Annotated in this window: 20 protein-coding genes and 1 pseudogene; 9 read left to right on the top strand and 12 right to left on the bottom strand. The window is 60.8% G+C overall.

What is annotated here, in order from left to right; all coding sequences use genetic code 11:
- Nucleotides 1-148 precede the first annotated feature (148 nt).
- Nucleotides 149-2518: a TonB-dependent receptor gene (locus ACZ1J6_RS23850; RefSeq protein ID WP_465128769.1), complete on the top strand. Its 2370-nt coding sequence runs from the start codon at nt 149-151 to the stop codon at nt 2516-2518.
- A gap of 16 nt (nt 2519-2534) precedes the next feature.
- Nucleotides 2535-3827 (top strand): hypothetical protein, encoded by a 1293-nt coding sequence (locus ACZ1J6_RS23845; protein ID WP_465128768.1) that lies wholly within the window; start codon nt 2535-2537, stop codon nt 3825-3827.
- A gap of 320 nt (nt 3828-4147) precedes the next feature.
- Here the strand turns inward: ACZ1J6_RS23845 and ACZ1J6_RS23840 are convergent, their stop codons facing one another.
- From ACZ1J6_RS23840 to ACZ1J6_RS23830, 3 genes are all read right to left on the bottom strand, one after another.
- Complete coding sequence (locus tag ACZ1J6_RS23840) at nt 4148-5554, bottom strand: bifunctional AfsR/SARP family transcriptional regulator/alpha/beta hydrolase (RefSeq protein WP_465128767.1); 1407 nt, start codon at nt 5552-5554, stop codon at nt 4148-4150.
- Between the two features lie 748 nt (nt 5555-6302).
- Nucleotides 6303-6959: a DUF6766 family protein gene (locus ACZ1J6_RS23835; protein ID WP_465128845.1), complete on the bottom strand. Its 657-nt coding sequence runs from the start codon at nt 6957-6959 to the stop codon at nt 6303-6305.
- Nucleotides 6960-7135: 176 nt separating this feature from the next.
- Nucleotides 7136-7261, bottom strand: coding sequence for an isochorismatase family protein (locus ACZ1J6_RS23830; RefSeq protein WP_465128766.1), 126 nt, complete (start codon nt 7259-7261; stop codon nt 7136-7138).
- A gap of 644 nt (nt 7262-7905) precedes the next feature.
- On the opposite strand from ACZ1J6_RS23830, the gene ACZ1J6_RS23825 reads away from it, so the two are divergent.
- Nucleotides 7906-8610, top strand: a complete 705-nt coding sequence (locus ACZ1J6_RS23825; protein ID WP_465128765.1) for a murein L,D-transpeptidase catalytic domain family protein — start codon at nt 7906-7908, stop codon at nt 8608-8610.
- Nucleotides 8611-8671: 61 nt separating this feature from the next.
- A complete protein-coding gene (locus ACZ1J6_RS23820) occupies nt 8672-10123 on the top strand; it encodes a L,D-transpeptidase family protein (protein WP_465128764.1) in 1452 nt (483 codons plus the stop codon).
- 225 nt (nt 10124-10348) lie between these two features.
- Here ACZ1J6_RS23820 and ACZ1J6_RS23815 read toward each other — a convergent pair whose 3' ends face one another.
- Both ACZ1J6_RS23815 and ACZ1J6_RS23810 read right to left on the bottom strand, forming a co-directional pair.
- Nucleotides 10349-11914, bottom strand: a complete 1566-nt coding sequence (locus ACZ1J6_RS23815) for a sulfatase family protein (protein WP_465128763.1) — start codon at nt 11912-11914, stop codon at nt 10349-10351.
- 12 nt (nt 11915-11926) lie between these two features.
- Nucleotides 11927-14929, bottom strand: coding sequence for a TonB-dependent receptor (locus tag ACZ1J6_RS23810; RefSeq protein WP_465128762.1), 3003 nt, complete (start codon nt 14927-14929; stop codon nt 11927-11929).
- 280 nt (nt 14930-15209) lie between these two features.
- Here ACZ1J6_RS23810 and ACZ1J6_RS23805 point away from each other — a divergent pair.
- The 3 genes and pseudogenes from ACZ1J6_RS23805 to ACZ1J6_RS23795 all read left to right on the top strand — a co-directional run.
- Nucleotides 15210-15851 (top strand): annotated as a pseudogene (locus tag ACZ1J6_RS23805) (tyrosine-type recombinase/integrase); the annotation flags it as partial.
- A 325-nt stretch (nt 15852-16176) separates the two neighbouring features.
- Nucleotides 16177-17730, top strand: a complete 1554-nt coding sequence (locus ACZ1J6_RS23800) for an arylsulfatase (RefSeq protein WP_132269525.1) — start codon at nt 16177-16179, stop codon at nt 17728-17730.
- Nucleotides 17731-18043: 313 nt separating this feature from the next.
- On the top strand, nt 18044-18301 hold the full coding sequence (locus ACZ1J6_RS23795) for a PepSY domain-containing protein (protein WP_132269527.1): 258 nt from the start codon (nt 18044-18046) through the stop codon (nt 18299-18301).
- A gap of 368 nt (nt 18302-18669) precedes the next feature.
- Here the strand turns inward: ACZ1J6_RS23795 and ACZ1J6_RS23790 are convergent, their stop codons facing one another.
- Entirely contained in the window at nt 18670-19404 is a 735-nt protein-coding gene (locus ACZ1J6_RS23790; RefSeq protein WP_465128761.1) for an SDR family NAD(P)-dependent oxidoreductase, read from the bottom strand.
- A gap of 87 nt (nt 19405-19491) precedes the next feature.
- On the opposite strand from ACZ1J6_RS23790, the gene ACZ1J6_RS23785 reads away from it, so the two are divergent.
- Nucleotides 19492-19866: a winged helix-turn-helix transcriptional regulator gene (locus ACZ1J6_RS23785; RefSeq protein ID WP_132269530.1), complete on the top strand. Its 375-nt coding sequence runs from the start codon at nt 19492-19494 to the stop codon at nt 19864-19866.
- A gap of 487 nt (nt 19867-20353) precedes the next feature.
- On the opposite strand, the gene ACZ1J6_RS23780 is transcribed toward ACZ1J6_RS23785, so the two are convergent.
- The gene (locus ACZ1J6_RS23780; protein WP_465128760.1) at nt 20354-21250 is read right to left on the bottom strand and encodes a LysR family transcriptional regulator ArgP; all 897 of its coding nucleotides are present in this window, start codon (nt 21248-21250) and stop codon (nt 20354-20356) included.
- Nucleotides 21251-21322: 72 nt separating this feature from the next.
- On the opposite strand from ACZ1J6_RS23780, the gene ACZ1J6_RS23775 reads away from it, so the two are divergent.
- Nucleotides 21323-21943 (top strand): LysE/ArgO family amino acid transporter, encoded by a 621-nt coding sequence (locus ACZ1J6_RS23775; protein ID WP_465128759.1) that lies wholly within the window; start codon nt 21323-21325, stop codon nt 21941-21943.
- A gap of 448 nt (nt 21944-22391) precedes the next feature.
- Here the strand turns inward: ACZ1J6_RS23775 and ACZ1J6_RS23770 are convergent, their stop codons facing one another.
- From ACZ1J6_RS23770 to ACZ1J6_RS23750, 5 genes are all read right to left on the bottom strand, one after another.
- Nucleotides 22392-23000 carry a carbohydrate porin gene (locus ACZ1J6_RS23770; protein ID WP_465128844.1) on the bottom strand — a complete coding sequence of 203 codons (609 nt, stop codon included), beginning with the start codon at nt 22998-23000 and terminating at the stop codon, nt 22392-22394.
- Nucleotides 22924-23340, bottom strand: coding sequence for a carbohydrate porin (locus ACZ1J6_RS23765; RefSeq protein ID WP_465128843.1), 417 nt, complete (start codon nt 23338-23340; stop codon nt 22924-22926). Before ACZ1J6_RS23765 ends, ACZ1J6_RS23770 begins: the two co-directional genes overlap by 77 nt.
- Before the next feature lie 252 nt (nt 23341-23592).
- Nucleotides 23593-24348, bottom strand: a complete 756-nt coding sequence (locus ACZ1J6_RS23760; protein ID WP_465128758.1) for an SDR family NAD(P)-dependent oxidoreductase — start codon at nt 24346-24348, stop codon at nt 23593-23595.
- A gap of 23 nt (nt 24349-24371) precedes the next feature.
- Nucleotides 24372-25157, bottom strand: coding sequence for an SDR family NAD(P)-dependent oxidoreductase (locus ACZ1J6_RS23755; protein ID WP_132269672.1), 786 nt, complete (start codon nt 25155-25157; stop codon nt 24372-24374).
- Nucleotides 25158-25162: 5 nt separating this feature from the next.
- Nucleotides 25163-26467, bottom strand: coding sequence for an acyl-CoA dehydrogenase family protein (locus tag ACZ1J6_RS23750; RefSeq protein ID WP_132269670.1), 1305 nt, complete (start codon nt 26465-26467; stop codon nt 25163-25165).
- Between the last annotated feature and the right edge of the window lie 17 nt (nt 26468-26484).

Raw genomic sequence — 26484 nt, 5'->3', positions numbered from 1 at the left:
GATCGCCGAATGAAGCGCGAGTTTATGGCCGCTCGTAAAGCGCCGCAAGTTTGATTGTCCAGACCACAACCAAAAATTGTCGTACAATATATTTGACATTGTCCCTCGATATGCGGATGACGCCTTTAGTCAACTGATTTGGTAGAGAATGCAGGGTGGACAGGATTTAATGGGGAATTTGCTCGTCACGACCACAGGATTGGCGCTGCTGGCAGCGACGCCCGCCTTCGCGGAAACCGCCGCGAGCGCTCCCGATACGGCACAGGCGCAACACGGCGAAAATGACATCACCGTCACGGCGCGAAGGAGAGAGGAAAGCATCAAGGACGTTCCCGGGACCATCGCGGCGGTCACGGCTGAGCAGCTCGATGCCAAAGGCCCGATTGTCGGAACCGCGGATCTGCTGAACACGACGCCCGGGGTCCGGTTCAACGATGTGGCCGCGGAAAACCTTGCCGAACTCTCGATCCGTGGATCGGGCACACAGCGTGCGACCAGTGCCGATTCAGGCGTTGGGCTGTTCGTCAACGGCGCCTATGTCGGCAGCAGCACGCTAGGCGGCCGCAATTTCAAGACGCTCGATTACTTCGACCTTGAAAGAGTGGAGGTGCTTCAAGGTCCGCAGGGCGGCCTTTACGGACGCAACTCGGAGTTCGGCGTCGTCAATATCGTGCTGGCCAAACCGCGGTTCGAAAACTCCGGTTATGTCCGCGACACGTTCACGGCGGAATCGAACCAGAACCGTCTGGCTGCCGTGGTCAACCAGCGCCTGAGCGACGATATCGCGGTACGCATCGGCGCGGAGACGTACGGCCAGTCGAAGGGCTTCTACTACGATCCCACCAATCGCAAATATTACGACCGTACCAGCGGCTGGACGGCGCGCGGCCAGATTCGCTATCGGGCCGGGCCGCTGGACGCCACATTGCTAATCGACGCGCAGGACCTCGATTTGCCGAGTTTCGTGAACAGCCTTGTCGTTCCCGGCGGCGGCGTCAACGCCCAGTTGCCGCAAGGCTTCACGCAGTCCCGCTTCACGATTGCGCACAGCGGCCAGGATGGGCTGCAGCAAAAAGTCCAGCGCGTGATGCTGCTGGCCGAATACGATCTGGGATGGGCAAAGCTGTCCTCGACGACGATGGGAACGCGCTGGCGTTCAAGCCAGCAATTCGCCGCTGCCGTCGATCTGGCAACCGAGATCGCGTTGCAGCAGTCCGGCCAGCTCGGGATCTATCCCTTCGGCCAGACCACCACCGACGTGAAGGACCGCACCTTCTACCAGGATCTGCATCTGGCGGGCGAGGCGGACGGAGGGCGGCTAACATGGCTGGTCGGCGCGGAAGGGCTGGTCCAGCGCGACACGTATCGCCGTACGGCAGCAACGTCGCCCTGCGTGTTTCGCCTCGGCAGTAGCCTGTGCACCGGCACCCCGACCGAGCCGGTATGCATCAAGCCGCTGCCGACATCGACCAACTGCCCCACACCCTTTCCGAACGCCTTCGGCACCGACAACAATACGCGTCAGCGCGTGAACTCTTTCGCGGCCTATGCGTCGCTTCAATATTCGCTGGGGCCCGTCACGCTTTCCGGCGAAGGGCGCTTCACGCATGACTACAAGCGCTCTGCGCTGACGGTCTATTCGCTTTACACGGACCGGATTGTCGGCACGCCAACGGAATTCTCGTTCAAGGCCGACCAGCCCACCTGGACCTTCACGGCCAGCTACAAGATGCCCGACGCCTCACGCACGCTGCTCTACGCCAAAGTGGGAACCGGCTACCGCGCGGGCGCCGTCAACAACGGCACGTACAACGCGGCCGCGCCCAATCCGTTCGTTGATACCTACGACAACGAAAACACGGTGAGCTACGAGACCGGGGTGAAGTCCAGCATCCTCGATACCGTGTTCGTGCGGGCGTCTGCCTACTTGTCGCGAACCACGGATGCCATCACCAGTATCAACGATGGATGCACCGTCACCAATGCCTGCGGCACGGCGCAGCAGATCTTCAACGTGAACGGCGGGACGATCCATGCGCGCGGTTTCGAGGTCGCTCTGGACGGGCGCTTCGACATTGGGTCCGGGCGGCTCTCGATCGGTCTCAACGCGGCCAATCAGCGCGCCCGCTTCAGCGACGTTCCCACCGGCCTTTCGGGCCTGCCAGTGCAAGGTTCGACGGTGGCGCAGATCCCTGACTGGACGATGTCCGCCAGCGCCGATTTCAGGCAGCCGATCACCGATGAGGTCAAGGGCTTCGTCAATCTGAGCTATTCGGGGCAGCGCGGTGGCGGTCAGGACACGGTGACGATCGCGACGCCTTACATCCCGATGTCCGACTTCGACAATTTCAGCGCGCGTACTGGCCTGGATTTGGGCAATGTCCAGGTCGCATTCTTCGTGCGCAACCTGACCGACCAGCAGGTGGAGGTCCTGAAGTTCCAGCAGGCCGGTTATCCGCTGTCGGTTCGTTACAACAAGCCGCGCACTTTCGGCGGCAGCGTCAGCTATCGCTGGTAATCCGAGGAGAGACATGATGCACAAGACCGACAGGCGCAGCTTTCTTTCGGCAAGCGCTGCACTTTCCCTTGCCGCCTCCACGTCACCGGCCCTCGCTGCGCCGGCCCCGTCGCAGGAAAGCAGGGTCGCAGCGGATCTTGAGCGATACATCGGCTTCGGCAGCAAACAGGCAGGCGGCCGCGGCGACATTGCTTGTGGTAAATGGCTGCTGTCCGAACTCGCAGCGCTCGGCTTCGCCATCGAACGGCAGAGCCTGTCGGTGCCCTATTTCGAAGCACAGCGCAGCGAACTCGTCTGCGGCGAGGCGAGGGCCGCGGTATGGCCACAGCCGATCGTCACGCAGACGGGGGCTGAAGGGATTACCGGCAGGCTGGTGCGGGTGGATTCCGAAGGGCGAGCGTTCGCCGCCCTTGAAGGGGCGATCGCTCTTGTCGAACTGCCTTTCGGCCGCTGGTCCACGGCGCTCGCCAAGCCGGTGATCACCCCCGTCAGGGCCGCCTTCGCCGCCGGGGCTGTGGCTGTGGTCGCCATCACCAGCGGCCCTACCGGCAAAGTGATCGCCCTCAATGCCGATGGTCGCAAGCCCATGTTCGCCGGACCCGTCGCCCTGATCGCTCCGGAAGACGCGCGCGGTTTCCTTGACGCTGCACACACAGGTGCAAACGCAACGCTATTCATGACCGGGACCGGCGGACAGCGCCCTACGTTTAATTTCATCGGGCGTATCGATCGCGGCAAGCCACAGTGGCTTGCCGTTTCCACACCCCGCTCTGGCTGGTACGGCTGCGCAGGCGAACGGGGGCCCGGCGTTGCGGCCTGGCTTTGGCTGGCCCGCTGGGCGAGTGCGGCGATCAAGGACTACAACCTGGCCTTTGTCTGCAACAGCGGACACGAGTACGAAAATCTTGGCGCGCTGGAATCGCTAAAAGCCCTTGCCCCCAAACCCGAGGTGACGAAGCTCTGGCTGCACCTTGGCGCGAACGTCGCGGCGCAGGACTGGCACGAGGGGACCGGCCAACCCCTCCCCAGCGTCGACCCCCAGCGGTATCTTTCCGTGAGCCGTTCTTTGCTTCCACTCGCCCGCACTACCTTCGCCGGCCTTGTCGGGCTAGAAGCCCCTTATGCCAGCGATGTCCTGTCGGCAGGAGAATTGAGCGAAGTTATTGCGGCAGGTTATGGAACCGTTGCAGGGGTCTTCGGTACCCATCGCTTTCATCACGTTTCCGGAGACGATGCCCGATGTGTGACGACTGCTAATGTCGTTGAAACCGCCGCGGCGTTTCAACGGTTCCTGACGGAGGCGACATGAAGCTGGAGCATTTGTGCGACCAAGCCTGAATGATACAGCAGCAGCTAGCGAGAAAGCAAACAGGCCGCACCTGGCGAAGAGAAAATTGGCGATGAGCGTCTGGGAAGGGTCGGTAGTGCCTTATCTGTCTAGGCATCAGCTTCCAAGAAGGCCCTGATCGCAGCAGCCGCGCGCGGCCAAGCGTGTTCTTCCTCCAGAACCAAGTGGTTTCGAGTATCGAGTTGCACAAATTGGGAATTGGGAATCGCCGCGGCTAATCCTCTTCCCGAGGAAAACGGAATGACCGCATCTTTGTCCGCATGGAGCACCAGCGTGGGTCTTCAGACTTTGGGCACCAGATCTCGAACATCGATCTTGCCGAATGCCTCTTGAAGCCGCACGGCATTCTCGGGCGAGGCGGAAATCCTCTGCAGTTCGTTGAACCAATCTGCAGCCGGCGGCGGCATGTCGGGAAAGAATAGCGAAGTGAACATTTGTCGAAACGCGGCATTGTTCCGGCCCCAACCCGTTCCGGTCAAGGTGATCATGGCCCGGCGCATCGCTACCTCTTCCGGCGTGTCGCGCAATTCCCATCCCAGCGAATAGCCTCCGTAGAGTACCAGCTTGCGAACCCGCTCCGGGTTGCGGACCGCATAGGCGATCGCCACGCTGCACCCTTGCGAGACCCCGAACAGATCGAAGCGCTCCAACTCGGCCGCATCCACCACGCTGGAAAGATCGTCGACGAATGCCTCAAAGCCGATATCGCGGACATTCCAGTCGGACAGTCCGTTGCCCCGTTCGTCGTAGCGGAACAAGGTGCGATATTGTGCTAGATTCCGTATCCAGTGGCTCCACACCGGACTGTCGAAATCGTGCTCGAGATGGTTGAGCCAGTTGGCCGTCTTCACAAGAGGGGGGCCGCTGCCGACGCTTGAATAGGCAAGGCCGGTGCCATCCCTCGCCGTGCAAAAACGCACCTGCTGATACAGCTCTTCGCTGCGCGCGACGGCAGCCGTGCTGGCCGCCGGTCCGATCGGGCCGCGAAGCCCGTTGGGAATGGCGATCTCGGCCGCTTCGAGCGCTCTCACCGCCGCCCCGCGTTGCTGCTCAGCCTCTTGCACGCGCCCGCTTGAACGCAGCAGGTCGATCACGGCTGTACGGGCAATCGCGTCGTAAGGATCAAGCTCGCACCAGCGCCGCGCGAGCGCGAGGGCCTGCGCACGCTTCTCGTCCTGCTCCGCAAACCGGCCGACCAGTTCGCGCAGGATCGTCACCTGCCAGCGCCGGGTATCCTCGCGCATCGCCACAAGCCACGCCTGGAACGCCTCACTGGCGCGGATCTCGGCGCCTTCAAGAAATTCTCCTTCTTGCAGGACACAGGCCTCCAGCAACTCGGCCTTAATCGTGCAGACATTTGCGCCGGCCAAATCGCGCAGGCGGAACCAATCCCCTTCAATATCGGAGCCGTCCAGCGACACGTTCTCCCCTTCCGCGATCAGCCGGACACGATGGACATCGTCTACCAGCGGACGCAGCTTGGAGAGGCTCCAACGCAGCGCACCTCGAGGATCGTCGGGAACCTCCCACAGCAGCGAACACAAGTGTTCGCGGCGCACCGGCCTTTTGGCGATGGCCAGATACGCCAGCAAAGCCCGCGTCTTGCGTGAAGAAGGAAGCGATACCAATTGCCCCTCGCGCCTGAGCGCCAGGGGGCCGACAAGATCAAGGGCAATCCGAGCCTTCATCCACCCTCCATCGCTCGCGCTTCCGATCGCCCCACCGGCGCTACCTTGCCATGGTAAATTACCAGATGCGCCTTCAAACGCCAATTTCCACGCCGCCTTCCACGCTGGTTCCCATGCAGGGGGCCCACAAGGATCCCACCGGCCCAATCAAGGGCGGCGGGATTAGAGTGAAAGGCACATACTCATGAACAAGTCTCTCCATGCATTCGCACATTGCTTCGCCCTCGCGGTGCTCGCAGCGCTGACGTCCAGCTTCGCCATCAGCACGGCCGTGGGCCCGATCGCACTGGCCTGACCGCAGGCGCGGCCCATTACCGGAAGGCAATCGTATGGACCGAACGTTCTCATACGGCGATGTGCTACCGCCCGATGCCGAGCTTGAAATCAGCTCTCCGTGCCTACTCGGAGTGCTAGCTCAAACCGCCTATTGCGCCTCGCTTCCGGCGAGTGCAGGCATCGCGTTGACTTTTCTTGGATCGGGCATGGCCCATCCACGATTGCGCGAGACGCTTGCCAGGCTCTCGCCCGACGGGGCTGGGAACCCCAGGGAATGGGGGAGCTCTTGCCAAGCGCGCAACGCTGTAATGGATCCGGTCCGCGAACTCCCACGCTGGCCGGCGGCATATGGCGCAGCTTATCGAGACCGGACAGGTGATAGCATATCACGACGTGCCCACATGCCCGATTTACTGCTTGCATCCGAAGGGCGTCAGATGCTGTTCATTCAACTCCCCGCTCGTTCGATTATTTAATCTCCAGTCTGCGAGTTTGGCGCTGCTACCGGCTTTGATTCAGGGGATCCTCGCTGACGCAGAAATATCGAGAGAACCACCAGCACTGCCGTCGAAAGAAACTCGCTCTGCCAGTTCTGGAACGATTCAAACCACAGCTGCGCATCACCCAGGTACGCAAGCACGGTCTTAGGCGTTTCGCCATGTTCCAAGGCCTCCTGCGCCGAGGCGTGCGCGCTATTGATCCAATGCATTGCGAATGAGGCGACGAACAGGAGGATCAAGGTCAGGCCAAGCGAGCGAGCGTAAAGTGCGCGCCATGGCGAACCTTTGCGCAAGATAGACGGCGCGCCGTCTTCATGGGCCTGCTGGTCCAAATCATTGTCTCGGGGCGGAGCATCCGGATCCTTGGATTCTGCCGATCCACGCTGGACCAGGAAGGCTGTGAGCAGGACGTAGGCCGCCATCTGCAGGAACTCGCTTTCCCAATTCTCGAACACCGAGGACTGGAATTGAGGGCTGACGGCATAGGCAAAGAGTGTCAGCTCGGGTTGGGCATGGCGCCGGGCATCCTCCAGTTCCACATACCAGCCCGAGATCCACTGGCCGAGAATGCAAAAGGCGAAAAGCGCCATGAGGGCGATCGTAAGTCCATTGTCTTTCAGCAGTCGCATCAAACGCCTCTCACCGGATTTCGCCTTGAATTGAAACGCCCGAGAAACAATTGTGTTCGGCAACCCCTCGTCTACCAGATCAGGCCGGCGAGCCATTGGTCGGAGCATTGCTGTCATGATGCGGCCGTATCTGCCCCCCTGCTCTGCGCCATAATTTCAAGAGCCCATTGTCCCGTTTATCGCTTTTCCGCAGCGAGAGCATCGTTCGGCACCCACGGGTCGTAGTCGCGCATTTGAGCGTCTGCGGCGATAACCAGAACGCAGATGTCAGTCGCAATCCCGGTCAGAACCAGCTTGCTCACGCCCAGCTACGGCTTCAAACGCCGATGCATCCAGAGCTGAAGTCGGGCGTTATGCGGTGATCATCTAATAATTTAGGGGATTTTCCATGCGAAACCGCGAGAAACTAGCAGACCTAGTCGCCGGCCAATCGGGTCGGCAGCAGCGTAAGCAGTTCGTTCGATCACTGAAAGAAACTGCAGTTCGCGCGGTGGTGACAGCGTCAGTTACCTTCGCGGTAGGCTGGGTCCTCAAACGGATGTTCGAAAATTCGGTTGCCGACGCAGCGAAAGAGGGTGCGGCGGAGGGCGCTCAGCAAGACGTGGCGGAACAGAATACCGCCGGCAAGGCTTCGCACCCCTAGTTTCAGGCTCTAACATTGCCGCAGGGTGAAAATCGCCCTCTTGCTGTCAAAGGTTTACCTTCTATCAAAGCTCTGTCACGGTTCGCACCGCGAGAGATCTTTGGGATCTTGTGACGCGGGGATAGTGGACCTACGCAAAGCGTATTCGTTGTTGACCGTCAGCAGATTTGTTCCACTCCCAGCGCAGCATTTTGAACATCCGGCCGCAACTTTAGAGCAGTTCACCGCTTAAGTGCAGAAGTGCTCCAACAAGAACGCGCAAAAACTATTTAAATACAGATTCATATGCCCATTATAAAAGGCATGCCTAAGCTCAATTTCCGACCCGACCGGCGCGCCGTAATGATTTCAAGTGCGGGAATCGCTCTCGCCGCGCTTTCCGGGCCGGCCGTCAGGCCGTTTTTAAGATCTTCACACCCGGGCCGCCCGACCGCAGTTCCCGCTACCGCCCGCAATGCCGCGGGCATGCCGCAGACGGCGCTGGATGCAGCGCGCTTTTCTGTGGAGCCGGAGCTTCTGCGCCGGGCTCTCGCCGCGCTCGACCATCACTCCGTTTCAGTCAAGGCGCGCGACCGGATGGCCATCGTCGATTTCACCGCGCCATCTTCCGATCCCCGGCTGCACTTCCTAGATGTAGTGAGCGGCAAGGCTTCGCGCCTACTGGTCGCGCACGGCTCTGGCTCTGACCCAGGTCATACCGGGTTCCTCGAGCGGTTCTCCAACGCCTTGGGCTCCAATGCCTCGAGTGAGGGCGCCTTTCTGACGGGCGATTACTATACCGGCAAGCACGGTCGGTCGCAGCGTCTGGTGGGGCTCGACCCGACCAACAACAATGCGCTCAGCCGCGCCATCGTAATCCATAGCGCTTGGTATGCGAACGACGAGATGATCCCCGTCCATGGCAAGCTGGGACGCAGTCAGGGGTGCTTCGCGGTGGGCGAAAATAAGCTCAGCGATGTGTTCAGTTTCCTCGGCGAAGGGCGGATGGTCTTTGCTGCCCGCGCCTAGGGCAGCATGAAACCTACGAGATTTCCATTAGTTATCATACGGGTCTTACCAGGAGATCCGTGTGCATAGAAGTGTGATCGCTTGCTCGTTGCTGGCCCTGACGGTCGCGCTGCCCGGGTGCCATTCGAAGCCCGACAATACATCCCAGACCAACGAAGCGCCGCCGATCAACATGGACCAGGTGCACTGGAGCGACGGGGCGGTCCGCCAGTTGCGCGACGCAATCGGCCGCCGCGCTGCGCATGGCCTGGACCGGGTGCAGTTCGCTGTGGATGGTCAGCCGGGCAATGCCGAAGGCGACCGCGCCCTGACCCAAAGTGCGTTGCTTTACGCCTCGGCTCTGGCCCGAGGGGTGTCGGATCCGGCCAAGCTCTATGAGGTCTATACCATCGCCCGCCCCAATCCGAACCTGCTGAATGGTCTGGGCGCAGCTCTCAAAGACGGGAACCTAGATAAATGGCTAGATGGGCTGGCTCCGCAGGACGACGGCTACCGCGCGCTGTCGAAGTCCTATCTCGCGCTGCGTAAACAGGGCAATGCGCCCGCTTCCGCGATCCCCGACAAGGGCGAGCCGCTGAAGCCTGGCGCTGCCGACACCCGGGTTCCCGCGATCGCGCGCCAGTTGGTCGCCTCCGACTACCTCGATCGATCTGCTGAGCAGGGTGGCAGCTACAGCCCAGCAATGGTCCGCGCGGTGCAGCGCATGCAGGCCGACTACGGGATCAAGCCGGATGGCGTCATCGGCGCCGACGCTCTCGAAATTCTCAACCTGTCGAATGCGGACCGGGCGCGGACGATGGCCGTGGCGATGGAACGGCTTCGCTGGCTCGACCGCAATCCCGCCCCTACGCGCATCGATGTCAACGTCGCCGCTGGAAGGCTGCTCTACTGGCGCGACGGCAAGGTCGCCGACAGTCGCAAGGTGGTCGTCGGCGAGCCTGACAACGAGACACCGCAGTTGGGATCGCCGATTTATCGCCTCGTCGCGAACCCGACGTGGACAGTGCCGCGCTCGATCCAGACCAAGGAGATCGCAGGTAAGGGCAACGCTTACCTTCGCCGCAACAACATGGCTTGGAAGGACGGGTGGGTTGTCCAGCAGCCCGGCCCCAAGAACTCGTTGGGACTTGTAAAGTTCGACATGAAGAACGAGCACCAGATCTACCTGCACGACACGCCCGCCAAGCAGCTGTTCCAGGAAATCCAGCGTCAGCGCAGTCACGGCTGCGTACGGGTAGAAGATGCGTTGGGATTTGCCGAGATGCTTGCGAAGGACGAGGGCATTCTCGGTGAATGGCACCGAGCACGTGCGACCGGCAAAGAGACGTTCGTCAAGCTACCGCACGAGATTCCGGTCAGGCTGCTTTACCAGACGGTGGTGCTCGGCGAGGACGGCGAGCCCGTCATCCGCGCGGACCCGTATAGTTGGAACGACCCCGTAGCGACGGCGCTGGGCTTTTCGTCCGGCCACGCCTACCGCCTGCGCACTTCGGGATCCGACGTAGGGCCTTAAGCCAATACCGACGAAGGATCTCCCGCATGCGGGTACTGGCGGTCCCAAACCGACCGCCGCGTTACGCCTGCGCACGGCAGTGTCCGCGTTAGTGCTTGCGTGCGTTCGAAAATCAGGAATCACGAAAGGAAACCTGCCATCAACTGGCGGACGGTCGGATCCTGGCAGCAATAGCTGAGGATCTCGGCGCAGAGATGGCAGGTAGTCTATTGCTTCAGACTTTCTTCAAGCTCCACGCTTCTTCTGCGGCACAAAGAACGAGGGCGGGAATGGTGCCTGTCCGGCGCCCGAAGGACTACGCAGTTCGTTACGCCCTCCAGCATCGACGCTGAGCGGTATCTGCATTCCGTCGGTTTCCTCCAGGAGCGCAAAGAGCTTGCCGCTCAACCGTTCGACCAGCGCTTCATGTCCCGGTTGGGCGAGGAGGTTGTTGTTCTCGGCGGGATCATTGGACAGGTCGTAGAGTTCGTCCAGATCCCAGATGCCGTGGAAGTGGAGGTATTTGTAGCGGTCCTCGCGAATGGCATGCACCGTCGGCGTCTGCGGGAAATTCCGCTCCCAATAGTATTCGTAGAGCAATTCCTGGCGCCAGGGCGCTTGCTTGTCACGCGCTAGCGGCAGCATGTTGGATCCCGCCATGTAGCTCGGCGCCTCCAGGCCCGCTGCTGCCAGGATGGTCGGTGCGATATCGATATTCGCCACGACGTTCTCGACCGTGGTTCCCGCGTCAAACAGGGAAGGGCATCGCGCGAGCAAGGGAACCCGCATTGATTCTTCGTAGGCGGTGCGCTTGTCGATCAAACCATGCTCGCCGAACATGAAGCCGTTGTCGCCCATGTAGATGATCAGTGTATCGTCCAGTTCGCCGCGCTCCTCGAGCAAGTCCATGATGCGCGCCAAGCCTTCATCAACGGCCAGCAGCGTTTCCATGTAGCGCTTGTAGTAGTCGGCGATGTCGAGGTTGCCATGATAGGCATAGTCCACCCCGTGCCAGCTGTTGCGCTGGTTTTCGACCCACATGGGTCGTCCCGGCACACCCGCCTTCATGTTCTCGGGATAGCGGAACACTTCCTTGTCATAACGCCCCTTGTGCCGTTCGGCGGGCAGGAACTCCGCGTGGACCGCCTTATGCGCGAGGTGCATCATCCAGGGCTTGGATGGATCGCGCTTGTCGATCCAGTCGATCGCGTAGTCGGTCAACTCGTCGGTGATGTAGCCCTTTTGCGGCACCTTGCGGCCATCTACATTCAGGCCGTTCTCGCTGGGCAGGTAGGTCCCCTGCCCCTTGAAGCTCACCCAGTGATCGAAACCCGGCTGGGGGGCGTCACCTTCTGTGCCCATGTGCCACTTGCCGATGAAGGCCGTATCGTAGCCGGCCTTCTGCAGGAACTGCGGGTAGAAGATCAGGTCCGGCGGGATCGGGTGGTTGTTGTCAACGACCTTGTGCTGGTGGGCATAGAGTCCGGTCAGGATCGAGGCGCGCGAAGGCGAACACAGCGCTGTCGTCACGAAGGCGTTGCGGAAATGGCTACCTTCGCGCGCCAAGCGGTCGAGCGTCGGCGTTTCGCCAAAATCCTGAGCCTTCATGAAGCCCATCGCATCGTAACGATGATCGTCGGTCAGGACGAACAGGATGTTCTTCGGCTTCACCCCGGGACGGCGTTGCAGACGAAAATCTTGCGCAGCGACGGGCAGGCTCGCCGTCTTGGCACCTGCTGCCCAGGAGTAAAGCCCGAACGCCCCCCCGGTCCCTCCCAGTAATATGCCGCGGCGATCGAAGCTGTCAGCCATGTCGTGTCTCCCTTAGAAAGTCATGCGGACGCCGCCAAAAAGGCGCCGTCCGGAATCGAGGTAGTTCGCTGGCAGTCCCGTGGTGTATTCCACGATCTCGTCGCGATCGAGCAGGTTCACCGCTTCGAACACGATCGACGCCTGCGGGGTCACTCGGAAACTGACGCTCGCATCGAGGGTGCCGAACGCCCGGTTGATCCGTCCCATGGCCGGCGCTACGGCGGCCAAGGCGAGATACTTGCTGCGCCAGGAATAGGAAAGGCGCGCTGCCACGGGCCCTTTCTCGTAGTAGCCGATCAGATTGTAGTTGTGCTTCGATGCGGCCGTAAGCTGCGTGGGATCGCTGTTGTCGATGAAAGTGTAGTTGGCGATCACCCCCAGGCCGTCCAGGGGACCGGGCAACCAGGTGAAGGCCTGCTGGAAGTAGAGTTCGACGCCCTTCAGGTCGACGCCCGATCCGTTGACAAGCTGGCTCACGGTGAAATCCGTCTGGATCGTCGTCGTACCCGTCGTGCGAATGTAGGAGACAGGGAGCGACTGAATGCTGATTTCGCGTCGAATCAGGCTTTCGAGGTTCTTGTAGAAGATGGAAGCACCGACCAGCGCATCCTGCCCGAAGTAGTATTCCACCGTGGCATCGACATTGTTCGCCCTGAAAGGATCAAGATAGGGATTGTTGCGGGTAACGGTCAGGCCGTTGCCATTAGCCGTCGTGGTGGGAGAAATGTCGGCAAGGTTGGGGCGTGTGATCGTGCGGGAGGCGGAGAAACGCAGTTGCAGTTTGTCCGTCACCTCGTACTTCAGGTTCAGGCTGGGCAGGAAATCCCAATAGGAACGCTTGACGATCAGCGGTGCCGCGGCGGGAACACGCGTGGTCATGCCTGTTTCCACCTCAACGGTGATGCCGTTGAGATCGGGGCTGACCCCGGACGTGGTCTGGCTGGTCCGGACCGCGCGCAGGCCGATGTTGCCGCTCAACTTGCCGAAAGCCAAATCTGCCCGCCCGTAAAGAGCAAGCGTCTTTTCCTTGACGTCGAGGATCCCGGTAGCGTCGTTTGTGTAGTTGCCAGCTGCGATCAGCTGTTCCTTGCTGAAATTCTTCACAAAGCTTCTGGCATCGGAGCCCAGCCAGTATTGCGGAAACGAAGCGTCGCCGTTGTAGCTTCCCAGGAACGAGCCCGAACCTGCACGGATCGGGATCATAAAGGGAGCTGCGCTGAAGGAGCCTGCCAGCGGTCCTGCCGGAAGGCCGCCATAGAGCTGGGACACGCCGGCAGCGGTGATCGTCAGAGTCTTGTTGTCGGCATAGACGGCGCGGTCGCTGTATTTCACGCCCGCTCGTAGCGACGTCACGCCGCGGTCACCAAGATCGCGGCGTACATCAAGTTTCACATCCCGAAGCCGGTCGCTTGTAACGCGATCGAGTTCACCGTTCAGGCTGAGCAGTCGGAAGTTGTTTGCGTCGAGTTTACGCGTATCGAAGCCGTCGAGATAGGTGATGCTTGGGATCGAATCTCCGGGATTGGCAACGACGCGCACGGTGCCGGTGATGCTGTCGGCAATGTTGAGGGTGTTGCGAACCTGGCGGGAGCGCTGTTCGGAGCCGTCGAGGATCACGGTCCAGCCCTCGCTCTCAAACTTGCCGCCGAAGACGAGGGAGCGGATATAGCCATTGCGATCCTGGTAACGTCCACCATCGCGCAGATCGATATTGCTGACCGTGAAGTCGGTTGCCGTTTCCACGCCGTCCAGAACCTGCGTTTTCGAGGCGATGACCCCGCCCGATCCCGCGAAGTTCTGCCAGTTTTCCTGCCGCACCGCCTCGACCTTGACCCGGGTGTAGAAAGCGTCAGCATAGAGTTCGAGCTGGTCGGTAGGCCGGAACTGTACCGAGGCGATGCCGCTCAGGCGTCGGTTCCGCTCGGTGAACATATCGTGGATAATGAGGCCGGGAATGCGCACGAGTAGGCCTGGATCGATCCGGCCGTCACCGTTCAGATCGTCCGCGCCCCCGCCGAGCGGCACGCCCTGCGCTTCGGTCACGGTGTTCCAGCCGGTCTCGACCTGATGGGTCTGGGGTCGCCGCTCGGTATAGGACCCGCCGAGCGTGATCCCGAGCCTGCCGTCCAGGAAGCTGTCAGCGAACAGTCCCGAAACGCGCGGAGATGCCTTACCGGAGTTGCTCTCGTGCTCCGCCTGCGCCGAGAGCGTGAGCACGCGGCGACCGACATCCAGCGCGCGCGGCGTGCGGACATTGACGGTGCCGGAAAGGCCGCCGTCCTCCAGATCGGCAGTCGGAGACTTGTAGACTTCCAGTGTGCGCACGAATTCGGGTGGCAGGGCCGAGAAGTCGAAGGACCGCGAGAAGCCCGCGAACAGATCGTTGAGCGCATTCGGCACGCTGCGGCCGTTGAGCGTGACCAGTGTAAATGTGTCCGGCAGGCCGCGGATGTTCACGCTGCGCCCTTCGCCGCGCGTGCGGTTGATCTGCACGCCGCTGATACGCTGGACCGATTCCGCGACGTTCACGTCCGGGTAGCGACCGATGTCTTCCGAGCTGATGACGTCGACGATACTGTCGGCATTGCGCTTGATGCGAACGGCCTGTTCGATTCCGCCGCGAATGCCGGTGACAACGATGTCCTGCCCCGGCGCATCGTCCGTGGGGGGTAGCGTTTCCGCGGTTCCCTCAGGAGTCCAAGTCCGCTCGTCGATGGCGTCGGCATTTGCCTCGACTGGGGGCAAGAATAGCAGCGCCGAGACGGCCGCTCCGATCAGCAACCGCGATTGCCGGATCGATTTCACGGCGAAATCGCTGTGCATAGTGCCCAAGCTGGAGCGCGCGGGCGATTGCCTGTATGTGACGGGCGCTGACCAGCGCCCGGCGCGGCGAGCCGCGACGACGGAAAAAGACATGGCTTTCCTTTTGCACGCACCAGGACTCCGGCTTGGAGCCTGCTGTCCAGTTAAGCTGAAGGGAGGAATGTCTGACGCTGTCGTCTCGACAAGCGCCACAGATATCGCAGGAAAATTTCAACTCACCACAGGAATTCTTGTCTTGCGGGAAGCAGTTCTTCCAGCTGGCGATCAGCGATTAAATGACGTGTTTTTACCCGAGCCCAGCTCGATGACCGGGGGCAAGGCGATAGCTTAGGCTGATTTACATTTGCCGAAAAAGCAGACCGCCAGAGCGTTAAGATCGAAAATCTGGTGCTCGGCATCTAGAAAGGGCGGCCTGCGCTGAAGCGCTCTACCTGTGGCCGTCAGGGCCACAGGTAGATGTGTCATGGGATAATCAAAGTTTGATCCCGCCGCTCGCGAGCAGACACCTTGGAACGCCAGCCTCAAGGTTGGAGCAACCCGTGCGCTCAAACCCCGTCAGATATTGGCAATTCGCTTCTTTCTCGACCAGCATGGGCGGGTCCGCGACCTGCTCTTTTTGACCTCGCCCTCGACAGAAAGCTTCGCGGATACGATCTGATGCAGATCAGAATAAGTGTATCGTTTGCGATCGGAAATTCGAACACGGGCAACAGGTCGTACAGCAGAAGAACGGCTGGCCGGTTCAGTTCGAGGTGATGACCGATGCTCGCGCCAGCCTTCTCAAATGGCTCGAACTCCGAGGTGGATCCTTGGAGGACTTTGCTTTCCCTAGCCGCACCGATCACCCAGCCCACTTAGCACCAGGCCGTATGCTCACCCTGCCGATGAATGGGTGACCCGGATCGGGCCTATCCGGCGAAGCTATGGGACCCATTCTCTTCGGCGAACCAAGGCGCCGATCATCTACAAGGCAACTGGGAACCTTCGTGCGGGCCAAATTCTGCTTGGGCACACCAGGATTGAAAGCACGGTCAGATACCTTGAGGTGGACGTGGAGGCCTCCCTGACGTTGCAGAGGGCACTGATTCTGAAAATGGTTGGTTCCTTGCCGTGACGCCCAACAGCGTGGCGGCTGCTCTGGCGCCCTTGTCGGTCGTCCCACGTTTGATACCAGATCCCTAGGAGCCGAACGTCCGCTTCCTTGCCAACAGAGTTCGTAAGCGGAGCAGACAGGTGCGCTAATGGCAGTGACCAGATAGGTCGGTATCATCTTACGATCGCGAATGGCGGACATGCCTGCTTTCAGAACCGGCGCTGTAACGCCGCAAATTCAAGTGAGTCCTGATTTCCTCCAATCTGGGTGTTATCCCCCATAGAACCTGCGCCGCAGACCACTAGCTTGCCTCTGCTCAAGCCCCTCGCTCAGCGGAGTATCAACGATGCCTAACGGAAAGCCCAACATCCTCGTCATCTGGGGTGACGATATCGGCATGTGGAATGTCGGGGCCTATGCTCACGGAATGATGGGCGAGACGCCCAACATCGACCGCCTTGCTCGCGAAGGCATGATCTTCACCGACCATTACGGCCAGCCCAGTTGCACTGCCGGACGCGCGGCCTTCATCATGGGCCAGCTGCCGGTCCGCACCGGCATGACCACGATCGGCATCCCGGGTTCTCCGCGCGGCATCCAGAAGGAAGACCCGACCCTTGCCGAAGTGCTGAAGGTCGCCGGCTACAAGACCGGCCAGTTCGGCAAGAACCACCTCGGCGACCGCAACGACTTCCTGCCCACCGTCCACGGCTTCGACGAATGGTTCGGAAACCTCTACCACCTCAACGCCGAGGAAGAGCCGGAGGAGCTGGACTACCCCGGCCAGAAGAACCCCGAATACCTCAAGAAGTACGGGCCACGCGGCGTACTCCACGCCTGGGCGACCGACGAGTTCGACGAGACCGACGACGGTGTTTTTGGCAAGCGCGGCAAGCAGAAGATCGAGAACACGGGCCCTCTCACCCGCAAGCGGATGGAGACGTTCGACGGCGAGGTAGTCGACAAGACGATCGACTGGCTGGAACGCAACAAGGAAGGCCCGTTCTTCTGCTGGTTCAACACCACCGCGATCCACATCCATTCGCACCCTCAGAAGAAGTACGTGCAGATGGCCGTCGACGAAGGCCGCGCCGAGGAAGACGTGGTGCGCGCTAAGATGATCGAGCATGACGAACAGGTCGGCGTGCTGCTCAAGTGGCTCGACGATAACGACCTCGCCGACGACACCATCGTCATCTATTCGACCGACAACGGCAACGAGATGATGCTCTGGCCCGACGGCGGCTATGCCCCGTTCCGCGGCGAGAAGGGCACGACTTGGGAAGGCGGCGTCCGCGTGCCGATGCTGGCGCGCTGGCCGGGCAACATCCCGGCGGGAAGCTGGTGCAATGGCGTGCAGAACCACGAGGACGTCTATGTGACACTCGCGGCGGCGGCCGGACTGCCAGACATAAAGGAAAAGCTGCTCGAAGGCACCAAGCTGGCGGGTGAGCTGACCTACAAGGTCCATCTCGACGGCTTCAACCAGCTCGACATGTGGAAGGGCGCCAGCAAGGTATCGGCGCGCAGGGCCTACTTCTATTACGACGAAACCGAGCTGACCGCGATCCGGGTGAACAACTGGAAGATGCACATCGGCGTCAAGAAGGAGGGCAGCTGGTTCAACGACAAGACCTATCCTTCCGTGCCGTACCTGTTCCACCTGCGCATGGACCCGATGGAGAAGATGGACCCGGAAAGCCACGAATGGGGCTACATCGGCCGCAAGTTCTTCGCCAACAAGCTCTGGGCGCCGACCGCCGGTACCCCCTTCATCGCCGAGCACCTCGCCAGCCTGAAGGCCTATCCCCCGCGCCAGGCGGCGGATACGCTGAGCATGCACAAGGCGCTGGAGGCGGCGATGGCCAAGCTCGACAACCCGGCTGCTAGCAGCAACTGACGATGGACGGGCCGGAGGTCTGGGAGCCCGTCTCTGGCCCGCCTCGTTCTATCCATTCTATTGGCGCGCAGTTGCCATGCGGCCTGTCACGTTCGCTTAAAGTGGATATCTAGCGTTGCCAAATACTCCGCTCGAATGCCGCTTTGCGCCGTTGTCGGCTATTCAGCAACCCTCGGGCCGCGCTCCATAGCGGCCTGAGGGGTACGCCCCATAGCGCACGTCTGAGCCAAAAGCTTCCTCGTGGTGAACATATGGGAAGATAGTGGAACGTGTCGGATGGCTAAGCGATTTCTCCAGATCAAAGGAGAAAGCTATGATCAAAAAGTTGCTGCTTATCGCTGTAACCGCCGTCTGTTTTTCGAGCCCAGCATTAGCTGATATGCCCGGAAAAGGATGGATCAGTAGTGAAAAAGTAAAAAGCATGCTGTTGGAGCGGGGCTATAGAGTCACGAAGCTGGAAGCAGATGATGGGCATTGGGAAGGCGAAGCTACGAAGGCCAACGTCAACTACGATTTCCATGTTGATCCTCGCTCGGGCGCAATCACTAAAATGGAACGTGATAACGATTGATACTTTTTGATTTGAAAGATCAACTGGTTGGAAAGCTGGCACGCATAGGTCGGCTCTCCACCCATGTCAGCCTTTTTCGATTGAGGATCACTCGTTTGGAACCGGAAATTGACCGACCACCTCGATCGGTGGCAGGCAAAGGACCGCTAGCGGTGAATCTCGTCGTTCCTCCGGTGAGCAAAGAGCAGCCGGAGCTGGTCGCCTGCTGCCGGCGTAGATCGGCAGCTATCCCGATTTCTGCGCTCGGAACCCGACATTCCCCTATCGGCCCAAAACCCGTCGCTCGTCTCTAGGCCGTAGCTCCCAATTGTCGACGTCCGACACCTATCGGATGGCCGGACGATTAAAGAGGAAAAGCGAAACGCTGCTCAAATCTGCGCAAGCCCACCATCGGCGAACACTTCGCTGCCGGTCATAAAGCTGCTGTCCGACGACGCGAGAAAGGCCGCAACCGCGCCGATCTCGGACGGATCACCGACATGGCCAATCGGCGTACCGGCTCCCATCTCGATCATCGCTTCCTTGCCGACTGCCTCGCTCGCAAGCTCGGTCAACGTCGGTCCGGGCGAGAGCACGTTCACCCGGATGCCGGTCCCGCGCAGATCCTGCGCCCAGCTTCGCGCGAGATTGCGCACCGCCGCTTTGCTCGCAGAATAGACGCTGAAAGCTGGCGTTCCCATGACCCCCGTGGTCGATCCGGTCAAGATGATAGAGCCACCCGGTCCCATCAGCGGCAGGCCGGCCTGGACGGTGAAGAGGACGCCCTTCACATTGACGTCGAAGGCAGCATCATATTGCGCGCGGGTGATTTGCCCCAGCGGCACCAACTCACCGAACCCGGCATTTGCGACAAGGATGTCGAGGCGGCCATGCTCAGCCTTCACCGTCCCGAACAGCCGATCAAGATCGGACTGCTCGGTCACCGATCCTTGCACTCCGCGGGCCTTGGGCCCGAGCTTGGCGGCCGCCTTGTCCAACTTCTCCTGCCGGCGGCCGGTGATGTAGACGAAGGCGCCTTCCTCGATGAAACGCTGCGCGGTTCCGAACCCAATACCCGTACCTCCGCCCGTCACCACAGCAACCTTGCCATCCAATCTGTTCATGCTCGTATCCTCTTCGTTATGAAGTTGATCGTAGCTGGCAGCTCACCTACCTATCGACAAGTATGCACCTTTTGGTAAGTATCAATTATGGCAACGATACTCGATAGCGTCCCCGGGTTCTCCTGCGGCCTCGACGCGACGCTTAAAGTGATCGCGGGCAAGTGGAAGCCGCTGATCATCTACTTTCTGATCCAGGGGCCTAACCGCTATGGCGAACTCAAACGCGCGGTGCGGGGGGTCAGCGACAAGATGCTGATCCAGCAGCTCAAGGAGCTGGAAGCGGACGGCATTGTCACGCGAAAGGACTATCAGGAGTTGCCCCCACGCGTCGATTATACACTGACGCCGCTCGGGCACAGTCTGGCCAAGGCCCTGGAGCCGCTCTGCAATTGGGGCAGCGACAATATGGACGCGGTCGCGCAGATCCTCGGCGAGCGCGCGAACTGGAGCGAGGGCGGCTGACGCCCCGCAATCCTCGCAGGTTTGCAGGCGCAACGCCTCGAGTAGCAGCGTGAAGGCGGGCGTCGGGTTCCGCGGGCCCGGCTAATAGAGATGATCCCCGAGATCGGGTGCTACCAATCAGCGCGGATGCGCTGGCTTTAACGCGGACGTTGTTCCTTGGCCCCGCTTTTTCGAGTTCCTACACAATAAACAGTTTTAAAGTAAACTGAGGTACCTGCTATGGTGCCGGAATGGATGAAATTGGTTCGATCTGCCTTACCCTCGAACGCGGGGAAGTAAGACAAAGCAGTTGATACGGAAGCAGCTCCTAAACGACGGCGTTCGACAAATCCGGTCGTCTACGTTCTCCCATAAGCAAGCGGAGGCGAGTCATGGAGTTCGGTCGCTGAAGAAGTTAGCACTGTACCTCCTGCCCGCCGCGCCCGAGATGGAACGTAGGGATACTCCGCCCGATTTCTCAATGAGAAAATTCAGCGTGTCAATGTCATTAGGTTTGAAACAGCCGCTCTTTCGCCGTTCCGCGAACGGTGTCTGTAAATGTCTGAAGCGCGGAAGCGTGTAACCGCGTGACGGTCCAGTATAGCTTCACGTTTAGCGGCGTACCAGGTGTCAGTTCGACAAGCAGACCCGCGGCTATTTGAGGTTTTGCTAAAATTTCCGGGTGCAAGCCCCACGCCATGCCTGCAAGTCCGAAGTTCAGGAAGCCGAAGGTCGATGGCACCCAATGCATTGGCCCATCGAGTTCGATCCTGTGCGTTTCGCTAGCCCAACGCGCCTGTAAGCCATCCCTGCGATCGAAACGCAGGCACGGTGCGCGGCGAAGGCTGTCTTCGGAGACGCCATCGGGAAAGTGCAGCTGCGCAAATTCAGGACTGCAGCAAGCCAGATATTGGAGGCTGCCCAATTCGATCGTCTTGCATCCCTGGACAGTGCCTGGATCTGACGAAACAGCGGCAATAACCTCACCGGAACGAAGCCGGTCCGCCGTGTGGGCCTCGTCTTCGATGAGGAACTCCAAAAGATAGCCTGTATCGCGGGCGAACTTGGCAGCCGCCTCGGGAAACCATGTTGCGATGCTGTCCGAGTTGACCGCTACTTTCAGCGTGACGGGGGGGGCTAATTGATCGCCTGCGATCGATAAAACGGGGGCTAAATCCGCTTCCAGAAGCTGCACCTGATCCACATGGGCGCAGAGCTTGCGGCCAAGATCGGTAGGCAGGCAAGGATGCCCTCGCACGATAAGGATAATGCCCAAACGTTCCTCAAGTGCGCGGATCCGCTGGGACACTGCAGACGGCGTAACACCGAGCCTTTCAGCCGCCCGCTCGAAGGTTCCTTCGCGTACGACGGCGGAAACAGCGGCAAGAGCGGGATAATCAAGCATGGATTAGCTATGCTTCATCCAATTAAGAAGAACAAGTTTCCCTTAAACACATGAAATCGGTATGTGTCTCCAATGCACAGCATCCTGGCAACATTCCTTACCGGCTTCGCCATATCGGCAGCTTTGATTATGGCCATTGGCGCGCAGAACCTTTTTGTTCTGCGCCAAGGCCTGAAGCGCGAGCATGTTGGCCCCATCGTTTTGCTCTGCGGTTGCGCTGATGCTCTGTTGATCGCCGTGGGCGTTGGCGGCGTTGGGGCGCTGCTAGGTGCCGTGCCAAAACTGACCATGGCTTTGACCATTGGCGGCGCCGCGTTCCTGGCCTGCTACGGCATCAAGGCGTTTCAGCGAATGATGGCTCCAGAAGCCTTGTCTGTAACTGCGCCAGGGCGGATCACCCTCGGGAGCGCGCTGGGCGCGACGGCAGCATTCACATTCCTCAATCCGCACGTCTACCTAGACACAGTCCTGCTGATGGGCGCTGCTGGCTCCGCGCAGCAGCCCGAACTGCGGCCAGTCTTTGTGGTGGGTGCAGCGACCGCCAGCATCAGCTGGTTCGCGGCTCTCGGATATGGCGCCCGCATCCTGACGCCGATCTTTTCACGACCTGTGGCTTGGAAGGTTCTCGATGCCATCGTTGGCGTCGTCATGCTGGTGCTCGCAGCATCTCTTGTTGGAAGAATCGTTCCATAACCCAGATCATCTCAGGGACATGCACCTCGTCATCGCTTATCGATCTTCTGGAAGCAGCTTTAGGTCGTGTTCGAAGTTTCGGTAAAGCATCAGTACACTCCTTGGAAGTCCACTGACCGTAGACCCATCTCTCCTCATTCGGAAACGCCAGAATAATCTATGGCGTAGGGCCTCCCGGCATGGCAGTTATCACTGAGATTGCGTGGCGCCCAGCATGAAGCTGGCCACAATCAACGGCACTGGACCAGTGCTTCGACTTTCTTGATAAGCCGATCGACTGCAGCTGGGGACTGAAACTCGCTAGCTGAGCGTTTTATAAGGGTCGGCTGCAGTACTCAGGGGTCATCTAAGCCGCTCCGCAGGCCAGATGCCGTTTCGAAGTGTGGGGTCCGACCCCATAGGCGGAGACTGAGGAATATACGGACTAGCAAGGTCGAAGCCCTTAAACTCATTTTGCGGCCGGCGAGCCCAAAATTCCTGCGATATCGAGCGTCAAGCGCACGCCGAACACCACTATATCCTCTGAGCGGTGCACGGCGGCGTGCCGAGGAAGATTGTCGGGATTCCTTACGTACTGGACGTTCGGATTGATCCTCATCCCCGGCGCTGCTGCGAAATCGTAGTTCATCTCGAACACACCTTCTCCGTCAAGTACCCTATCGGTTCCGCCCGCCCGCAAACGCGAGGCCTGAAGAAAGTCGACCTGCCGCAACCCGAGACGAATGTAGCTGCCGACGAGACCCAAGGTGTCCTTGGGCCAAGAGGCAAAAGGACCGGTGACGATGACGCCCGCGATCGCCTCCTCCTTGAAGGGTAGGTAGCCGTTCGTAGACGCGATGACGCCGCCGAAAACGGTCACCGGGCGCTTGGCATTGCCGCCCATGTGCGCGGCGACGGCATCGCCTATTACATACCGCCCTTCCTTACCATCATGGACCAGAGCGCTCCCACCCGCCGTAATGCGCGGCCGACCCTCGGGGTTACGATAGGGATCGCCGGCGTCGGAGGTGTTGTGATAGCCGCCTATCCGCAATTGAGTTTCGCGCCTTGGGGTCAGACGAGTGGAAGCCCAGTTCGAATGCCGTCTGATAGCCAGTTGCGTTGGGGGTCGACCAGTCGAATCCGTTGGTTACGTTGAGGGACGGGTTGGCCTTCAAGATACCGGCCTGGGCGTAGAACCCCTTGGTCGGCGCGACCTTGAGGCGTCCGCCCCAGGTCCCATAAGGAAATAATTTTAAAGCCGGGTCCTGGATCGGAACGACCGCCGGGTGGGACCAGACCGAATTGTTCTGGAACGTGCAGTAGCGGTTCGACTGATTGAAATAGGTCAGTGGCGATACCCGGCCGCACGGCGGGCATAGCGCACTGACTGCAACAAGGCATTGGATTGGGCGCATCGGTAGCGGGCGTCTCGGATCGAGAAAGCTGACCGTCTGCACCTGAGGATCTAAAATCGGCGGTTGAACGTCCATAATGGGTTGGGGCTGGTAAAAACGCGGTCGCGGTACGCGCTATTTCTGGGCAAGACGGTGGACCGAGATCGGCCGATCAAGCTCCGATTGCCTCGACGCGCGGTCGAACGCCGATGAGAGATGGCAGAAGGGGGCCGGGCCGACCTGTCAGACGCCCCTCATCCACGCTATCTCAGGTTATCCGCGTGCGATCAAATGCCCGCCGTCCACTGCAAGACAGGCCCCGGTAACATAGGACGCAAGATCGCTGACCAGATAGACCACGGCGCCAACGATCTCCGCCGGTTCCCCGCCCCGCCCCAGCGGCTGGTTCTTACGGGCGTGGTCGGCAAAGCCTTTGGAGCGAGACCAAGTCTTAGTCCCGTCGGTATGAAAAGGCCCCGGCATCACCGTGTTGACGCGCACCGTGGGGCCATATTCCTTGGCGAAGCTCTCGGTCAGCGTGTTGAGCCCGGCCTTGGCGGCAGCATAAGGCGCAAAGTATGGCTCCGCCTTGCGTGATCCGCTGGAACTTACGTTGACGATCGCCCCGCCACCGCGCGCCACCATCTGCGCGCCGAACAGCGCCGAAAGCCGAAACGGCGAACGCAAGTTGATCGCAAGGATGACATCGAACGCGGCCTGAGAAGTTTCCAGCGAGGACGGCTCCACCGGCGACTTTCCGGCATTGTTCACCAGAATATCCGCGCCGCCCCAGCGCTCGGTCACTTCGGCGAAAAGGCGGTCGCAGTCTTCCCAGGATGCCGCATCGAAAGCATGGGCCGAGGCGCGACCGCCCAGCGCCTCTATCTCCGCGACCAGCGCCGCGCAGCTTTCAAGTTTCCGGCTGGCCACCGCAACCGCCGCGCCGGCCTCCACCAGCCCGAGGGCGATCGCCCGGCCCAGCCCCCGGCTGCCGCCGGAAATGACGGCCACGCGGCCAGTAAGATCCATGGTAATCGGCATAATTCCCCCCGTCAGACGTTGCGCACGAGCCGGCCGCCATCGATCACCAGCGTATCGCCACTCTGGAATCGGGACGCGTCGGAGGCGAGATAGGCCGCCGGCCCCTCGATATCGGATAGTTCGCCCGGGCGGCCCAGCGGCGTGATCGCGGAGAAGCGCTCTATGATCTGCTTCGTCTCCGGTTTGTCGTCGGTCAGGCCGGTGAGAATGAAGCCCGGCACCAGCATGTTGGCCCGCACGCCGAACGGCCCCATCTCCACGGCTAGCCCCTTGATCATCGCCTGCAGAGCGGCCTTGGCGGCGGCGTAGTGCTCCATGCCCGGCAATCCGTGATAGATCGACAGGCTGCCGCAGGCGACAATGGAACCACCCCGATCACCCTGCCGCGCCCTGGCCTTCATGTGCCGAACCGCCGCGCGCAGGGTGTAGAAGGCACCGTGGAGGTTCACGTCCAGCAGGCGGTGATAATCCGCACTGTCCAGATCGTCGAACCCCGGTGCGCGGTGGCTAATCCCGGCATTGGCGAAAACGCAGTCGATCCGGCCCAGCGCGGCGACGGTGCCTGTGAAAGCGGCTTCCACCGCCGCCTCATCGGTCACGTCCACCGTCTCCACATGGACCCGGCCCGCGCCCAGCGAACGCAGATGTGAAGAGACGGCATCCGCCTTCGCGGCATCGCGGTCCAGCACCGCCGCCGACGCGCCCTGCCGTGCGCAGCCTTGCAGGAAGGCAAGGCCGATCCCGCTCATGCCGCCGGTAGCCAGCACCACCTTGCCGGTAAGATCGAACAGAGACATCGGGCTCAAGCCGCCAGTTCGCGCTCGATCTCGGCCAGTTCGGCGGCATAGCGGGCCTCCGCCTCGGCCGTGCGGGTGGGAATGTGCTCGCTGGGGAACAGACCCTGCGCCGGCGTGGTCTGCTTCAGCAGCGCATTGGCGATCTGCACCTGATGCACTTCGGTCGGCCCATCGGCTACGGAAAGCATCGGCACGCCCATCCACATGCGCGCCAGCGGCGTCTCATGCGTGGTGCCAAGCGCGCCGTGAAGGTGAACGGCCCGCCGCACGATGTCGTGATAGACGCGCGCCATCGCCACTTTGGCCATAGCGATATGCGTCCGCGCGGCGCCGTGCGGCTGAGTATCGATGATCCACGCCGCCTTCAACACTAGCAGGCGGTACATCTCCAACTCCAGTGCGCTGTCCGCGATCATCGCCTTCACCAGTTGGTGATCGCCAAGCTGGCGGCCTTGCGTGCGGCGGGAGACGGCGCGTTCCTGCATCATCTCCAGCGCGCGCTGACACTGGCCGACCACGCGCATGGCATGGTGGATACGCCCGCCGCCCAGTCGCGCCTGCGCCAGCTTGAAGCCTTGCCCGGGTCCGCCCAGCATGGCGTCCAACGATACCCGAACCTGATCGAACCGAAGATAGGCGTGATGGCCGTGATCGACCGGATCGTTCATCCCCGCCACGTCCCGGATATCGACCAGCCCCGGTGTATCCGAGGGGATCAGGAACATCGACATGCGCTCATGCGGCGCGTTTTCGGGATTGGTGACGACCATCGCGATCACGAAGGAGGAAACCTTGAAGTTGGAGGCGTACCACTTCTCCCCCTCGATCACCCATTCGTCGCCCTCCCGCCAGGCGTGGCAGGTAAACTCCTTGGGATCGGCGCCCGCTTGAGGCTCCGTCATCGCGTAAGTCGAGAAGATTTCGCCATCGAGCAGCGGCTGGAGGTAGCGCGCCTTCTGCTCGGGCGTACCGAACATGGCGAGGATTTCGGCATTGCCGGTATCGGGCGCCGCGCAGCCGAATATCACCGGGCCCCATGACGTGCGACCAAGGATCTCGTTCATCAGCGCCAGCTTCACCTGCCCATAGCCCTTGCCGCCCAGTTCCGGCGTCAGGTGGCAGGCCCAGAGCCCCTGCGCCTTCACTTGCGCCTGAAGCTTCTTCGCCATGGCGCGTGCCTTGCGATTGCGGATGTTGAACTGCTCGCTGCCTCGCGAGAACAGAAGGTCCATCGCCTCCACTTCCTCGCGCACGAAGTGGTTCATCCAGTCGAGCTTTTCCTGAAATTCAGGATCGGTAGAGAAGTCCATGTGTGATCCTCATCCTC

The organism is Novosphingobium sp. BL-S-21 (assembly GCF_055521655.1).
This window is presented reverse-complemented; position numbering and strand designations above follow the sequence as displayed.

Bases quoted from the DNA above. Each gene is read 5' to 3' on its own strand.
- ACZ1J6_RS23840 (WP_465128767.1), bottom strand. From the start codon at position 5,554: ATGAAGGCTCGGATTGCCCTTGATCTTGTCGGCCCCCTGGCGCTCAGG.
- ACZ1J6_RS23780 (WP_465128760.1), bottom strand. From the start codon at position 21,250: ATGCTTGATTATCCCGCTCTTGCCGCTGTTTCCGCCGTCGTACGCGAA.
- ACZ1J6_RS23850 (WP_465128769.1), top strand. From the start codon at position 149: ATGCAGGGTGGACAGGATTTAATGGGGAATTTGCTCGTCACGACCACA.
- ACZ1J6_RS23815 (WP_465128763.1), bottom strand. From the start codon at position 11,914: ATGGCTGACAGCTTCGATCGCCGCGGCATATTACTGGGAGGGACCGGG.
- ACZ1J6_RS23835 (WP_465128845.1), bottom strand. From the start codon at position 6,959: ATGCGACTGCTGAAAGACAATGGACTTACGATCGCCCTCATGGCGCTT.
- ACZ1J6_RS23750 (WP_132269670.1), bottom strand. From the start codon at position 26,467: ATGGACTTCTCTACCGATCCTGAATTTCAGGAAAAGCTCGACTGGATG.
- ACZ1J6_RS23845 (WP_465128768.1), top strand. From the start codon at position 2,535: ATGCACAAGACCGACAGGCGCAGCTTTCTTTCGGCAAGCGCTGCACTT.
- ACZ1J6_RS23800 (WP_132269525.1), top strand. From the start codon at position 16,177: ATGCCTAACGGAAAGCCCAACATCCTCGTCATCTGGGGTGACGATATC.
- ACZ1J6_RS23765 (WP_465128843.1), bottom strand. From the start codon at position 23,340: ATGCGCCCAATCCAATGCCTTGTTGCAGTCAGTGCGCTATGCCCGCCG.
- ACZ1J6_RS23785 (WP_132269530.1), top strand. From the start codon at position 19,492: ATGGCAACGATACTCGATAGCGTCCCCGGGTTCTCCTGCGGCCTCGAC.
- ACZ1J6_RS23825 (WP_465128765.1), top strand. From the start codon at position 7,906: ATGCCTAAGCTCAATTTCCGACCCGACCGGCGCGCCGTAATGATTTCA.
- ACZ1J6_RS23755 (WP_132269672.1), bottom strand. From the start codon at position 25,157: ATGTCTCTGTTCGATCTTACCGGCAAGGTGGTGCTGGCTACCGGCGGC.
- ACZ1J6_RS23790 (WP_465128761.1), bottom strand. From the start codon at position 19,404: ATGAACAGATTGGATGGCAAGGTTGCTGTGGTGACGGGCGGAGGTACG.
- ACZ1J6_RS23760 (WP_465128758.1), bottom strand. From the start codon at position 24,348: ATGGATCTTACTGGCCGCGTGGCCGTCATTTCCGGCGGCAGCCGGGGG.
- ACZ1J6_RS23795 (WP_132269527.1), top strand. From the start codon at position 18,044: ATGATCAAAAAGTTGCTGCTTATCGCTGTAACCGCCGTCTGTTTTTCG.
- ACZ1J6_RS23775 (WP_465128759.1), top strand. From the start codon at position 21,323: ATGCACAGCATCCTGGCAACATTCCTTACCGGCTTCGCCATATCGGCA.